At 68.8% G+C, this 14999-nt stretch carries 9 protein-coding genes and 2 rRNA genes (1 of these 11 running past the window's edge); 10 read left to right on the forward strand and 1 reads right to left on the reverse strand.

The features are described 5' to 3' along the window. From CT688_RS03815 to CT688_RS03825, 3 genes are all read left to right on the forward strand, one after another. Positions 1-1126, forward strand: a 23S ribosomal RNA gene (locus CT688_RS03815) (it extends 1973 nt beyond the left edge of the window). A 99-nt stretch (positions 1127-1225) separates the two neighbouring features. Next, a 5S ribosomal RNA gene (gene rrf, locus CT688_RS03820) occupies positions 1226-1342 on the forward strand. A gap of 501 nt (positions 1343-1843) precedes the next feature. Beyond that, positions 1844-3058: an IS30 family transposase gene (locus CT688_RS03825; protein ID WP_107757906.1), complete on the forward strand. Its 1215-nt coding sequence runs from the start codon at positions 1844-1846 to the stop codon at positions 3056-3058. On the opposite strand, the gene malQ is transcribed toward CT688_RS03825, so the two are convergent. After that, entirely contained in the window at positions 3006-5273 is a 2268-nt protein-coding gene (malQ, locus tag CT688_RS03830; protein ID WP_231750484.1) for a 4-alpha-glucanotransferase, read from the reverse strand. The genes CT688_RS03825 and malQ overlap by 53 nt on opposite strands. Before the next feature lie 189 nt (positions 5274-5462). Between malQ and CT688_RS03835 the strand changes: the two genes are divergently transcribed. The 7 genes from CT688_RS03835 (at position 5463) to CT688_RS03865 (ending at position 14999) form a co-directional block, all read left to right on the forward strand. Beyond that, positions 5463-6674, forward strand: a complete 1212-nt coding sequence (locus CT688_RS03835; protein WP_107755817.1) for an acetyl-CoA C-acetyltransferase — start codon at positions 5463-5465, stop codon at positions 6672-6674. Between the two features lie 41 nt (positions 6675-6715). Then, positions 6716-8905, forward strand: a complete 2190-nt coding sequence (locus CT688_RS03840; protein ID WP_107755818.1) for a 3-hydroxyacyl-CoA dehydrogenase NAD-binding domain-containing protein — start codon at positions 6716-6718, stop codon at positions 8903-8905. Between the two features lie 246 nt (positions 8906-9151). Beyond that, complete coding sequence (locus CT688_RS03845; RefSeq protein ID WP_107755819.1) at positions 9152-10249, forward strand: hemin ABC transporter substrate-binding protein; 1098 nt, start codon at positions 9152-9154, stop codon at positions 10247-10249. A gap of 83 nt (positions 10250-10332) precedes the next feature. After that, positions 10333-11364, forward strand: coding sequence for an iron ABC transporter permease (locus CT688_RS03850; RefSeq protein ID WP_231750485.1), 1032 nt, complete (start codon positions 10333-10335; stop codon positions 11362-11364). Continuing rightward, on the forward strand, positions 11361-12230 hold the full coding sequence (locus CT688_RS03855) for a heme ABC transporter ATP-binding protein (RefSeq protein WP_107755821.1): 870 nt from the start codon (positions 11361-11363) through the stop codon (positions 12228-12230). Before CT688_RS03850 ends, CT688_RS03855 begins: the two co-directional genes overlap by 4 nt. Beyond that, on the forward strand, positions 12227-13537 hold the full coding sequence (locus CT688_RS03860; RefSeq protein ID WP_107755822.1) for a hypothetical protein: 1311 nt from the start codon (positions 12227-12229) through the stop codon (positions 13535-13537). The genes CT688_RS03855 and CT688_RS03860 overlap by 4 nt, the downstream gene beginning before the upstream one ends. Next, a complete protein-coding gene (locus tag CT688_RS03865; protein ID WP_107755823.1) occupies positions 13527-14999 on the forward strand; it encodes an HtaA domain-containing protein in 1473 nt (490 codons plus the stop codon). Before CT688_RS03860 ends, CT688_RS03865 begins: the two co-directional genes overlap by 11 nt.

Consider the following 14999-nt stretch of genomic DNA (forward strand, 5'->3'; position numbering starts at 1 on the left):
GTTTACTAAAAACACAGGTCCGTGCGAAGACGTAAGTCGATGTATACGGACTGACGCCTGCCCGGTGCTGGAAGGTTAAGAGGACCGGTTAGCCGCAAGGCGAAGCTGAGAATTTAAGCCCCAGTAAACGGCGGTGGTAACTATAACCATCCTAAGGTAGCGAAATTCCTTGTCGGGTAAGTTCCGACCTGCACGAATGGCGTAACGACTTCTCTGCTGTCTCGACCACAGACTCGGCGAAATTGCATTACGAGTAAAGATGCTCGTTACGCGCGGCAGGACGAAAAGACCCCGGGACCTTTACTATAGCTTGGTATTGGCGTTCGATTCGGTTTGTGTAGGATAGGTGGGAGACTGTGAAGCATGCACGCCAGTGTGTGTGGAGTCGTTGTTGAAATACCACTCTGATCGTATTGGACGTCTAACCTCGGCCCATGATCTGGGTTAGGGACAGTGCCTGGTGGGTAGTTTAACTGGGGCGGTTGCCTCCCAAAGAGTAACGGAGGCGCCCAAAGGTTCCCTCAGCCTGGATGGCAATCAGGTGTTGAGTGCAAGTGCACAAGGGAGCTTGACTGTGAGACTGACACGTCGAGCAGGGACGAAAGTCGGGACTAGTGATCCGGCACCGGCAAGTGGAAGCGGTGTCGCTCAACGGATAAAAGGTACCCCGGGGATAACAGGCTGATCTTCCCCAAGAGTCCATATCGACGGGATGGTTTGGCACCTCGATGTCGGCTCGTCGCATCCTGGGGCTGGAGTAGGTCCCAAGGGTTGGGCTGTTCGCCCATTAAAGCGGCACGCGAGCTGGGTTTAGAACGTCGTGAGACAGTTCGGTCTCTATCCGCCGCGCGCGTAAGAAACTTGAGGAAGGCTGTCCCTAGTACGAGAGGACCGGGACGGACGAACCTCTGGTGTGCCAGTTGTTCCACCAGGAGCATCGCTGGTTAGCTACGTTCGGAAGGGATAACCGCTGAAAGCATCTAAGCGGGAAGCCTGTTCCAAGATGAGGTTTCTCACCACCTTGCGTGGTTAAGGCCCCCCACAGACCATGGGGTTGATAGGCCGGAACTGGAAGCGCAGCAATGCGTGGAGGTGACCGGTACTAATCGGCCGAGGGCTTACACACACTCAAGCCAAAAGAATCGCACCGCGTCCACTGTGCAGTATCTGAAACAACACACCCATCCGCGGTCTCGATCGCGGGTCGGGCCTTGTTTCACAGAGTTACGGCGGCCATAGCGGCAGGGAAACGCCCGGTCCCATTCCGAACCCGGAAGCTAAGCCTGCCAGCGCCGATGGTACTGCACTCGAGAGGGTGTGGGAGAGTAGGTCACCGCCGAACACAACTTCACACGAGAGCCCCCGAGACCGCCCACCGCGGCCCCCGGGGGCCCTCGTCATTTCACCCCACACGGCGAATTCTAGGAGTCGTTGCAACACCTGAGTGTGATCGAGGTGTTGCGTTGTGGCTGCTGAGGGCTCTGTGTGGGAGATCTCGCCGGTGCAGGAGTCGGAGCTGGAGTCGCTGGTTTGTGGCGGGCTTTCGGTTCGTGCGGCGGCCGGCCGGGTCGGGGTGCATTACGGGCGGGCGCTTGCGTTGGCGCACTCGCGCAAGTGGCCGGTGTCGACGAAGCGGCATTCAACTGGTGACGAGCGAGCGACGATCAGGGCGGCGTTGGCGTCGGGGATGGAGCCGATGGACGTCGCTCGTGCCGTCGGGGTCGGCTCGTCGGTGGTGTACCGGGTCGGGATGGCCGCCGGGTTGTGGGTTCGCCACTGCGATGGCGTTACCCGCAAGTCGACGACCAGGCGGTGCGAGTACCTGCTCTTGCGGGCCCGGTCGATGGATCGTCGTGGGGCGGCCAAGGCGGTGGGGATCAGCGTCGAAACGGCGCTGGACTGGGATAAGGGCGTGACCAAACGCAATGGTCAGCCACGATCGGCGTTTGTCCCCGCCGGCCCGGACGTCGGCCTCTATAACCGTCTGATGAGTGTCTTGGAGTGCGTCCCGGGCCGCCAGGCGGTGCCGGTGGAAATCGTGCCTGTCGAGCGGGTCGAGAAGGTCATCTCGAGCCGTTACCTGTCAGTACTCGAGCGGGAGAAGATCGCCGACCTGCGCCGGGCGGGCAAGGGCATCCGCGAGATCGCCCGCCAGGTAGGCCGCAGTCCCGGTACGGTCTCTCGCGAGATCGCACGTAACAGCAGCAATGAGGGCCGCTACGAGCCACATCAGGCCCACCGGCGCAGCGTGCTGCGACGGTTCCGGCCCAAGGTCGCCAAGATCGCCGCCAACCCGGCTCTGGCGGCGTTCATCCAGGAGCGGTTGTCGCTACGGCACTCGCCCGAGCAGATTGCCGGAGCGTTGCGCCGGCAGTTCCCCGACGATCAGGCTATATGGGTGTGCGTCGAGACGATCTACCAAGCCCTGTACCTGCAATCCCGCGGTGGCCTCAAGCGGCAGGTCCAGGCAGCTCTCCGGACCGGTCGTGCCAGGCGGATCCCTCGCAAGCGCCCTGATCAGCGGCGCAGCAGGTTCGTCGATGAGATGGTGATGATCTCCGACCGGCCCGCCGAGGTCGAGGACCGGGCGGTGCCCGGCCACTGGGAGGGAGATCTAATCCTGGGCGCCGGGAACGCCTCGGCGATCGGCACCCTGGTCGAGCGCAGCACCCGCTACGTCATGCTCGTGCACCTGCCAGATGGCCACACCGCCGAGGCCGTCCGAGACCAGCTCGTCAAGGTCATCTCGACCCTGCCCGAGCACCTGCGCGGATCGCTGACCTGGGACCAGGGCTGCGAGATGGCCGGTCACAAGTCGTTCTCGATCGCCACCGGCTGCCCGGTGTACTTCTGCGACCCGGCCAGCCCCTGGCAGCGGGGATCGAACGAGAACACCAACGGGCTGCTGCGCCAGTACTTCCCCAAGGGAACCGACCTGAGCGTCTTCGGCCCCGAGGATCTCGAGCACGTCGCCCAGGAGCTCAACGCCCGCCCCCGCAAGACCCTCAACTTCGAGACCCCCGCCGAACGGATGCGAGACCTACTAGCCTCAACCTAGGAATCCATCGTGTTGCAACGATCCCTAGAACCCGAGCACCCACCACCCCAACCGACGCCGCGCCGAATACCCGCTTCGCCAGGTCCGATCCACGAAGCCCTTCGAGGTCGACCACGTCGCCTCGAGCGTCGGAGAGCGGCACACGCCAGTTCGGATACTCCTCTGACGTCCCGGGCATGTTGACCGGGCGGCGATCACCGACGAGGTCGGCCACCGACACCGCGTAGAGAAGAGATGGTGCCGCGGCCAGGAATGCGTGGAGCGCCACCACCAGATCCTCCGTGCTGGCGCCCTCGAGTAAGTCGCGCCGTCTGACCGCCTCGGTGTACGACCCGATCTCGGAGGCCGCGTCGGCGCGCTCCTGTTCGACATCGCCCGTCAGCTGGCCCAGTTCCTCGCGGACATCCACATGCACGAGGTCGACATACCCCGCAGTCGGCGGGAGGTCGTGAGTGGTCACCGACGCCATGCAGAGCCGGCGATAGTCCTCGGGGGGCACCGGCTGGGAGTCCTGCTGCTCGAACCACATCACCGAGGTGCCCAACACCCCGCGCTCGGACAGTTCCTCCCGGACCCCGGGTGCGACGGTCCCCAGGTCCTCTCCCACGATGACCGCGCCGGCACGCGACGCCTCCAGCGCGAGAACGCCGATCATCGCCTCGTGGTCATAGTTCACGTACGTCCCCTCGGTGGGCGGGAGCCCCGACGGGATCCACCAGAGCCGGAACAGACCCAGGATGTGGTCGATCCGTATCCCGCCCGAGTCGCGCAGCGCGGCGCGGACGATGTCCCGGAAGGGCCGGTACCCCTCCTCGGCGAGAGCATCGGGCCGCAGCGGGGGCTGGGACCAGTCCTGGCCCAGCTGGTTATAGACGTCCGGTGGCGCGCCCACGGTGACCCCGCGGGCGAGTGACCGGCGGAGCGCCCAGGCGTCGGCGCCGGTGGGATGCACCCCGACGGCCAGATCGTGGAGGATCCCCAGCCGCATTCCCGCCGACAACGCGGCGCGCTGCGCACCAGCGCGTTGCTGCGCGACCTGCCACTGCAGCCACTGGTGGAATCGGACCTCCCGCGCGTGGTCGGTGGCGAAACGCGCCACGTCGTCGGAATCCGGGTCCTTCAGCGCTGCGGGCCACCGCGACCAGTCCGGGCCCCACTCGGACGCCAGAGCACACCACGTGGCGAAACGGAACAGTCCGGGCTCCTGCTCGTCGGCGAAGTCGTCGAACGCCCGGGCCCGGTCCTCCGTGAGAGGCGCGGCGAACACCACCCGGAGCGCCTCGAGTTTGCTTCCCCACGAGGAGTCGCGGTCGATGGTGTCCTCGGTGTTCCTCTGCCGCTGCCCGGCCGCGAGGTCATCGACCACCTGCATCTCCTCGGGTGGGAGCGAGGCGTATTCCGGGATCAGCTCGGGCCGGAGGTACAGCGGTGAGGCGAACCGACGTGTGGTCGGGAGGTACGGGGACGGCTCCACCGGCGGGAGCGGTTCCCCGGCGTGCATCGGATTGACCAGGACGAAGTCGGCGCCGAGGTCCCGCCCGGCCCAGTCGGCGAGGTCGGCGAGGTCCGACAGGTCACCGACCCCCCACGACGTGTCGGACCGGACCTGGTAGAGCTGCGCGGCCAGCCCGACCCCCCGGCGCCGTCCGAGATCCGGGGGGACCGGTATGGACCGCGGGGACACCACCAGGGCGGCTTCGACGACCCGCGGCTCCCCCGCCGACGGGCCGGTGCCGTCGAACGAGTCCGTGACGACGGCGACCAGGAGGTGCCACCCGAGGGGGAGCGCGTCGGGCAGCTCCAGATCGAATCGGTCGACTGGCTTCCCATCGACACTCCTCGACTCCTCCGCGGCGGCGGGGAGCACCAGGTCGAGCGGGTCGGACGAGTCCTCGAGGTGGACGGACAGCCCCACAGAGGTTCCACGGGGTACATGGACGGCGCACAGGGCCCCCGAGCCCTGCCTCGTCACGATCGTCGGGGGGAGCACCCGGCGCCACGGCCGCAGACGAACCTCCTCGAGCGCCGCGCTGACCGAGCCACCGCCCTCGTCGTCGTCCTCACCGACCGGGATGCCCATCGCGGCGAGAACCGCACGCAGCGTCCGGGCGGGGATCTCGCGGCGGATACCGCGGGCGTCCTCGTAGCTCGTGGCCACGCCGCACCTCTCGGCGAGCTCTACCAGGGCGGGGGGAACGGCGTCGGTCACGGTCACGGGGTCCTCGCGTCGGGTCGGGAGGCGCCGTCTACCGGGCGCCGCGGACGGTCAGGGTCCACTGTGCCACCGGAGCGCCCCGGGCGCGGATCGCGAAAAACGGACCACACTCCGAGCGGGGGCGAGGGACCACGTACGCTGACCTCGAACACGTATCAGTTCCGCCCAGAGAAAGGCCGTGGACAACCCATGACCGAGGCATTCATCTACGACGCCATCCGGACTCCGCGAGGCAAGGGCAAGCCCGGCGGCGCTCTGCACGGGGTCAAGCCGATCGACCTGGTCGTCGGTCTCATCGAAGAGATGCGGCGTCGGTTCCCCGACCTCGACGAGAACCGGATCTCGGACATCATCTACGGGATCGTCACCCCGCTGGGGGACCAGGGCATGGATCTGCCGCGGATCGCCGCGCTGGCCGCCAAGATGCCCGACACCGTCGCCGGTGTGCAGATCAACCGGTTCTGCGCCTCCGGCCTGACCACCATCAACATGGCCGCCCAGAAGATCCGCTCCGGTTGGGACGAGGTCGTCCTCGCCGGCGGCGTCGAATCCATGTCGCGCGTGCCGATGGGCACCGACGGCGGCGCCTGGGCCCTGGATCCGGCGACGAACTACGACACGTACTTCTCCCCGCAGGGGATCGGGGCCGACCTCATCGCCACGCTCGAGGGGTTCACCCGTGAGGACGTGGACCGCTACGCCGAGCGCTCGCAGCGACTCGCCGCCCGCGCGTGGGAGGAGGGCCGGTTCGCCAAGTCGGTCGTCCCGGTCAAGGACATCAACGGCGTCACCATCCTCGACCACGACGAGCACATGCGACCGGGCACCACGGTCGAGGCGCTCGCCGGCCTCAAGCCCTCGTTCGCCATGGTCGGCGACATGGGCGGTTTCGACGCCGTCGCGCTGCAGAAGTACCACTGGGTCGAGAAGATCAACCACGTCCACCACGGTGGCAACTCCTCCGGCATCGTCGACGGCGCCGCACTCGTGGTGGTCGGGTCGGAGAAGGCCGGCAAGGAGATGAACATGACGCCGCGCGCCCGCGTCGTGGCCGCGGCCACCTCCGGCGCCGACACCACCATCATGCTCACCGGCCCTACCCCGGCCGCGAAGAAGGCTCTCGAGATCGCGGGGCTCACCCCGGACGACATCGACCTGTGGGAGCTCAACGAGGCGTTCGCCTCCGTCGTGCTGCGTTTCCAGAAAGACATGGACATCCCCGACGAGAAGCTCAACGTCAACGGCGGGGCCATCGCGATGGGTCACCCCCTCGGAGCCACCGGCGCCATGATCACCGGCACCGTGCTCGATGAGCTCGAGCGCACCGGCGGCAGGCGCGCCCTGATCACCCTCTGCGTCGGCGGTGGAATGGGCGTCGCCACCATCATCGAGCGCGTCTGATCCGCCCCACCGACACCACAGCCTTTAGGAGTAGAGAACCAGTGAGCGACAACATGTTCCGGTGGGAGCAGGACGGCGACGGCATCGTCACCCTCACCATGGATGACCCCGACCACGGCGCGAACACCATGAACGCGCGTTTCATCGACGACTTCTCGGAGACCGTCGGCCGTATCGAGGCCGAGAAGGAGTCCATCAAGGGCATCGTCCTGACCTCCGCCAAGAAGAGCTTTTTCGGCGGCGGCGACCTCAAGTCCATGATCACGGCGGGCCCCGGCGACGCCGAGGAGCTCTTCGAGCGGTCCATGCAGATCAAGGGCCGGATGCGCGCCCTGGAGACCCTCGGGGTCCCGGTCGTGGCCGCGATCAACGGCGCGGCCCTGGGCGGAGGTCTCGAGCTCGCCCTCGCCTGCCACCACCGCGTGATGGCCGACGCCCGCGGCGCCAAGGTCGGCCTGCCCGAGGTCACACTCGGTCTGCTGCCCGGCGGCGGCGGCATCGTCCGGACCGTCCGCATGTTCGGTCTGGCGCAGGCCGTGCCCAACATCCTGATGTCGGGCCGTTCGTTCGCCCCGGACAAGGCCCTCAAGGCGGGCCTGGTCGACGAGGTCGTGGCCCCCGAGCAGCTCGTCGACGCCGCGAAGGCGTGGATCAAGACCGATCCCGAGCCCAGTCAGCCCTGGGACCGCAAGGGGTGGACGCTGCCCGGCGGCACGATCAGCGACCCGGCCCTGGCCGGGGTCCTGCCGTCCTTCCCCGCCAACATGCGCAAGCAGACCAAGGGCGCGCCCTCCCCGGCGCCCCGGGCCATCATGGCCGCCGCGGTCGAGGGGTCGCAGGTCGACTTCGCCACCGCCGAGAAGATCGAGGCGCGATACTTCGTCTCGCTCGTCACCGGTCCCATCGCGAAGAACATGATCCAGGCGTTCTTCTTCGACATGCAGCACTGCTCGTCCGGCGGCGCACGCCCCAAGGCCGCCGACGGCTCCGAGATCCCTCGGACCGAGTTCACCAAGGTCGGCGTCCTGGGCGCCGGCATGATGGGCGCCGGCATCGCGTACGTGTGCGCGAAGGCGGGGATCGAGGTCGTGCTCAAGGACGTCGAGCAGGCGTCCGCGGACAAGGGCAAGGCGTACGCGGAGAAGATCGAGGCCAAGGCGCTCGAGCGTGGCCGCACCACGCAGGAGAAGTCCGACGCCCTCCTGGCCCGCATCACGCCCACCACGGACCCGCAGGCGCTGGCCGGATGCGACCTCGTGATCGAGGCCGTCTTCGAGTCGCCGGATCTGAAGAAGAAGGTCTTCCAGGAGATCGAGGACATCGTCGCCCCCGACGCGTTGCTCGGCTCCAACACGTCGACCCTCCCGATCACCGACCTCGCGACCGGCGTCAAGCGTCCCGAGGACTTCATCGGACTGCACTTCTTCTCGCCCGTCGACAAGATGCAGCTGGTCGAGATCATCAAGGGTGAGAAGACCACCCCCGAGACCCTGGCCAAGGCGATCGACCTCACGCTGGCGATCCGGAAGATCCCGATCGTGGTCAACGACTCGCGTGGCTTCTACACCTCCCGCGTCATCGGCACGTTCGTCAACGAGGCGATCGGCATGCTGGACGAGGGGATCGAGCCCTCGACCATCGAGCAGGCCGGCCGCATCGCGGGGTACCCGGCGGCGCCGCTGCAGCTGTCCGACGAGTTGAACCTCAACCTCATGCTCAAGATCCGCGACACCGCGCGCGAGGCCGCCGCGGCCGCGGGCGAGGAGTTCGTGGAGGTGCCGTCCGACCGCGTCACCGCCACGATGGTCAACGAGCTCGGCCGCAGCGGCCGTCTGGCCGGGGCCGGGTTCTACGACTACACCGACGGCACGCGAGCGGGACTCTGGCCGGGCCTGCGGGAGGCGTTCAACACCTCGCCGGACAACGCACCGCCGTTGCAGGACCTGGTCGACCGCATGATCTTCGCCGAGGTTCTCGAGACCCAGAAGTGCGTCGACGAGGGCGTGATCGTGGACGACGCCGACGCCAACATCGGCTCGATCATCGGGATCGGATTCCCGGCGTGGACCGGCGGTACCCGCCAGTACGCCAGGAACTACGCGGCACCGGGCGCCACGGAACCGTCGGGTTACAAGGGCTTCGTCGCCCGCGCCGAGGAGCTCGCCGCGAAGTACGGTGATCACTTCCTGCCCACCGAGTCGCTGAGGAAGGCTGCCGCCGAACAGGAGTGAAACGGCCACGGGCTCGAAGGCCCGAGCCGGACGAGACAGAAGCGGCCGCCCCCGGGGATCGCCCCGGGGGCGGCCGCGTGTCGTCGCCGTGTTGGGGGTAATTCACCGTTCTCAGTCGACCCCGTGTGGGCGAGGGCGATCGAGTTCGGCACGCGAGAACCGGCCTCTGCCTGCGATTTTGTAAATTAGGTAAGGCTTCCCATGTGAAGGTTAGGCTGTCCTTTGTTTGGGTGCTACTGTAGCCGCATGTTCAGACAGCGCTCAGGCTCGCTACGGCTGGCCGTCGCCCTCCTGGCTCTCTCCCTGACCTCGTGCGGCGTGGCGACCGGGCTCGGCGGAGACCCCGCCACCATCTCGGGGATACCGCTCGCGTCGGAGGTCTCGGCGATCGAGGACCCACGATCCTTCTCCGGCGAACTCGCCCTGGAGTTGGTCGACGACCCGGTCGAGCCCGTCGCGACCGACCCCGCCCCGCAGCTGCCCGCCGTGGTCACCGACAACCAGGGCACGGTCGTCGAGGTCGCCGACGTCTCCCGGATCCTGCCCCTGGACATCTACGGAACGCTCTCGCGCATCGTGTTCGAACTCGGGTTGGGTGACAACGTGATCGGCCGGGACGTCTCCTCGGCCTTCGCCGAGATCGCTGATCGCCCACTGGTCACGCAGGACGGTCACCAGCTCAACGCCGAGGCGATCCTCGCTCTCGATCCCAGTGTGATCATCACGGACACCTCGCTCGGTCCGTGGGACGTGATTTTGCAGCTGCGCGACGCGGGGATCCCTGTCATCGTGGTGGACTCGCACCGGTCCCCGGACAACGTCGAGGCGCTCACCCGGGCCGTCGCGGACGGCCTCGGGGTGCCCGAGTTGGGCCGTGAACTGGGGGAGCGAACCCGCGCGAAGATCGTCGAGACCGAACGATCGATCTCGTCTGTCGTGCCGGAATCGGAGACCGCGCGGCTGCGCACCGTGTTCCTCTACGCACGTGGTAACGCCGGGGTCTACTACATGTTCGGCCAGGACAGCGGCGCGGACGAGTTGATCACCGCCGCCGGCGGGTACGACGTGTCCTCCGAGGTCGGGTGGAAGGGCGCCAAACCGGCCAACGACGAGGGGCTCATCGCCGCCCAGCCGGACGTCATCATCATGATGAACAAGGGGCTCGAGTCCGTCGGCGGCGTCGACGGGCTGCTCGAGAGGTTCCCGGCCATGGCCCAGACGCCCGCCGGGGCGAACCGGCGGATCGTCGCGATGAACGACGACCTCGTCCTGTCCTTCGGCACCAGGACCCCCGCGGTGCTCAACGCCCTCGCCGTGGCCCTCTACGCCCCCGACGCGCTGTGACGCTCACCGAGGAGTCACGGGCGCGGGTCGGCCGGCCGACGTCACACCCCGTCCCTGCGCGTACATCCGGCGGCGCCCACCGCATGGTGACCGGGGGCCTGCTGATCGTCGGGCTGGCGGTGGCCCTCGGGGTTCTGGGCGTGGTGGCCGCGGCGTCGGGACAGCTGCCCATCCCCGCGACAGAGGTCGCCTCCGGGTTCCTCCGCGGTCTCGGTGTCGACCTCGGCCCCGCCGCGAGCCACCCCCGCGCCGATGCCACGTTATGGAGCGTCCGCTTCCCCAGAGTGGCGATGGCGATGGTCGTGGGCGCCGCCCTCGCGGTGGCCGGTGCGCTCATGCAGGGAGCGTTCGGCAACCCGCTCGCCGAGCCCAGTGTGGTGGGGGTGTCCGCCGGTGCGGCCGTGGGCGCGGCAGCGGCGATCGTGTTCGGGTTGACCGCCTTCGGTGCCTGGACCAGCGTCGTCTGCGCCTTCGTCGCCGGCATCCTCACCACGACGGTGGTGTACCTGTTCAGTCGGAGTAACGGCCGGACCGAGGTGGTCACCCTGGTGTTGACCGGCATCGCCGTGAACGCCGTGGCGGGAGCCGCGCTCGCCCTGCTCATGTTCCTCGGAGACACCCAGGCCCGCGAGGAGATCGTCTTCTGGCAGCTGGGGAGTCTGAACGGCAGCCGGTGGGACCACGTCCTGGTGGTGGCGCCCCTGGCGCTGCTCGGACTGGCCCTGGCGACCCGCCTGGCGCGGCCGCTCGACCTGCTCGCGTTGGGGGAGCGTCCGGCCCGTCACCTGGGCGTTGACGTCGAGCGACTGCGAATCCACTCCATCCTGCTGGTCGGACTGCTCACGGCCGCTGCGGTGAGCTTCTGCGGAATCGTCGCCTTCGTGGGACTGGTGGTGCCGCACCTCATCCGCATGATCGCCGGTCCGGGACACCGACTGCTGCTGCCGGCGTCCGCGCTGGGCGGCGCGGTGTGCCTGCTGGCCGCGGATCTGCTGGCCCGGACCGCGGTGGACTACGCGGAGTTGCCGCTCGGCATGGTGACGGCCGCCGTCGGCGGCCCGTTCTTCTTCTGGCTGCTGCACCGCACACGTCGTACCGCGGGGGGCTGGGGATGAGCGGCGGCGAAACACGCGTGCCGGTGGTGTCCGCCGAGGGGGTCACGGTACGCCTCGGCGGTCGGACCCTGCTCGATTCGGTGGACCTGGAGATCTATGCCGGTGAGGTGCTCGCTCTGGTGGGTCCCAACGGGGCGGGGAAGTCGACGCTGCTCGGCGTGGTGGCGGGGGACACCCACCCCGACGCCGGCCGCACCGTCCTCGACGGCCGCGATCTACGGCGGTGGCGCCTCGGGGATCTCGCCCGGCGCCGAGCGTTGCTCACCCAGGCCAACTCCGTCGCCTTCCCCTTCACCGTGCGGGAGATCGTCGCGATGGGTCGCGCACCCTGGGCGGCGCGGCCGGAGGGCGACCACGACGAGGAGGTCATCGAGGAATCGCTGGCCGCCACCGACACCGCCCACCTGCGGTCCCGGACCTTCCCGACCCTGTCCGGTGGTGAGAAGGCGCGCGTCTCCCTGTCGAGGGCGCTCGCGCAACGCGCCGGTGTGTTGTTGCTGGACGAACCCACCGCGGCGGTCGACCTGCGCCATCAGGAGGTCGTCCTGGAACTGGCCCGGACCGTGGCCGACGCCGGTGGGGCGGTGGTCGTGGTGCTGCACGACCTCGAGCTGGCGGCCGCGTGGTCCGACCGTCTCGTGATGATCTCGGACGGCCGCATACGGGCCGAGGGGTCCCCGGAGCAGGTCCTCACCTCCGAACTGGTGGAAGAGGTCTACCAGCAGACGGTCGTCGTCGACCGGCATCCCGTCACCGGTGATCTGTTGGTCACCCCGGATCGACGACGATTCCGGACCGCCCGGACGCCGGTGGAGCCCGCGGTCGACACCACACACGCGTCGGCCCTCGTCAAGGAGTTCTCGTGAGACACACACTGTCATCAACGGCACGGGCGACCGTGGCCCGGATCGTCGCCGTTCTGACACTGGCGCTGCTCGGCACCTCGGTGCTGGCCGTGCTGACCCAGGCCCCGGCGCACGCCGCCGCGCGACTGACGGCATCGAGTTCGCTGGGCGGGGCGGTGGCGTCGACGTCGGGCCAGACCGGGTTCACCCTGTCGGGTTCGGGTTTCCAGGCGGTCGAGGGCGGTTTCGGCGGCGTGTACGTCGGGTTCGGCTGGGTCAGCGGGTCCGGGTGGGGGCCGTCCAACGGTGGCGCGACGGGCCGGACCTACGACTACATCCCGGACGAGCAGTCGCGCAGCAACCAGGGATACCAGGCATTCGTCGCCTTCCCCGGGTCGTCGACGGCCGGAGAAGCCCAGGCGACGATGGGTTCCGATGGATCGTTCCGGGTGAACCTCACGGTCCCGGGTCCCACGTTCACCGGAGCCGGGGGCAAGAGCATCGACTGCACCGAGGTCACCTGCGGTTTCCTCACCTGGGGCGCGCACGGGGTGCGCAACGGCGCCAACGAGACCTTCACCCCGGTGACCTTCCGGGCCGGGGACCCCGCACCCGCGGTCGAGCAGTCGCCGGCGGCGGGAGCGCCCGCCGTGGGCGCGCAGACCGGACGACCCGCCGCGCCCGGTCGGGCCGCGACCCGCGCGCGCACCAACGGGGCCGCGCAGGGGGCGGCCGCAGGGGTGGCCGGCCCCGCCGGGCGGTCCGCGAGCGCGGACGGTCCGGGTGGCGTGGACACCGGAGCGGGAGGAAGCGCTCCCGCCGACGGCGCGCCGACGGCGGCGACCGGCGGGACCACGACGACCGTGACCGCGGTGATCGAGGTCGACCGCAAAGCCGCCCGGCCCGGCGGGGCCATGGGATTCGCCGCCGCTGGATTCTGGCCCGGCGAGCAGGTCTACGTGGTCCTCGGCGAGGGGGACGCCGCCGTCGGCCCCGTCGCCGCGGGGGTCGACGGCGAGGTCGCGGGAGTGATCGTGCTCCCGGAGGACATCGCCTCCGGCACCCACGAGATCCGGGCGGCGGGTGCCGGCTCGGGTCTCGAGGCAGCGGAGCGGTTCCCGGTGCGCACCGACATCTCCCCCGCGGCATCGGCCGCCGGCCTCGGTGGCCCGGCGGGGTGGGTCTTCCTCACCCTCGCCGCGCTGGCGTTGTCGGTCGCGGCGGCGGTCGCGGTCAACCGGAGACGCCTCGCCGACGCCGGCGGTGCCGACGGGCACCCGGCCCCCCACACGAGAGCTCACACCGAAGGAGATCCCGATGACCAGTGACCAGTTATCGGGCCACCGCCGGGGCGCCGCCCTGGTCCTGGCCCTGGCCCTCGCCCTCGGCTCGCTGATGTACTCGCCGGCGGCCCGAGCACAGGACTCGGCGGTCGAGCTGACCGATGCCGAGTTCCGATGGGGGTTGAGCAGGCAGAGCGCCGGGCCCAGCCACGGACCCGGACTCAACTTCCTCTCCGCCGGGGACAGCTCGGCGGCGCTCGCCGGGCCCGGGGCGACGATCACCGAACAGACATGGAGGGCCACGTCGGGACAGGTGACGATCGAGAAGCGGTCCGCGAACGGTGGGACATCGACCGCGACCTGGGCCGGGACGCAGACCGACCAGGCGGGCACCGCCCTCCGTGACGCCGCCTCGAGCAGATACAGCGGCCTCGAGATGGTCTTCGGCAAGGGGACCGGAACCGTCGACGCCGCCTCGGGCACGGCGGAGATCCAGTGGAAGGGCACCGCGTCGGTCCTGTACTACTCGGGCCTGGTGTTCCTCAGCGTCACCGACCCGGTCCTCACGGTCACGCCCACGAAGGCCACCGTGACCGCGACCCTGGGTGGGAGACGGAGCGCCCAGGACAACCCCGAGGTGTCGACCCCGGTGCCGTCCCGCACCGTCGTCCTCGCGAATCTCCCCCGCAGTCGCGTGGAACTGGGAGGGAAAAAAGGGTTCTCCGTGACTCCCGAATACCTCGGTGTGCCCTATTCCGCCGGTGCCGGAGAAAACCCTCAGACGAGAGACGGCGCGTATTGGGGAGCTTTCCCGCGGGAATTCGTGGACTTCGCCGCGGAAGCGGGATCCGGGGGATTCTGGTATTCGACCGGAACCTCTGACAGTACGAAACCCGCGCTGCCGATAGCGGTGAGTTGGAATTCGGATGAACCCGAGGAAATGCCGAATTCCGGTGGGTCCGGCGGGTCCGGCGGAATCGTCGGTAGGGTCCTCGACGACACGGTCGAACAGATCCTCCGGGCCGCGGGGACCGACGTCGCCGACACCGCTGCCGCGTGGATGGACGAGGCGTGGAAACCGCTCCAACCCGATGCGGTGAACGCCGCGCGGGACAGCGCGGGCCCGGCCGCGGCGGCACCGGACGCGTCGGCCGCCGAGGGGGGCGGTGTGGACGAGGTCTTCGAAGAGTATTTCGCGGACTACTACACCGCCGGAGCCCCTCTCACCGCCGGGACCGTGGGCGGCACCGTCGCCACGATCCCCGCATCCCCGAGCGGCCCGTCGTCAGGCGGGTCCTCACCCGCGGCGACCCCACCCCTCGTTGACCAGTCGACGATCCCCGTGGCGGCCAACACACCCCTCAACGGCTCCGACGTGGTCTACGCCCAGACTTCCGGCTCCCAGAAGGCCGGAAACCCCACCCACCAATGGCAGTGGTGGGTGGGGACCGCACTGCTCGCGCTCGCGGCAGTGCTGTTCTACCAGACAGTTCGACGAAAGGACTGA

The sequence above is a fragment of the Dietzia sp. JS16-p6b genome (assembly GCF_003052165.1).
Lineage (GTDB): Bacteria > Actinomycetota > Actinomycetes > Mycobacteriales > Mycobacteriaceae > Dietzia.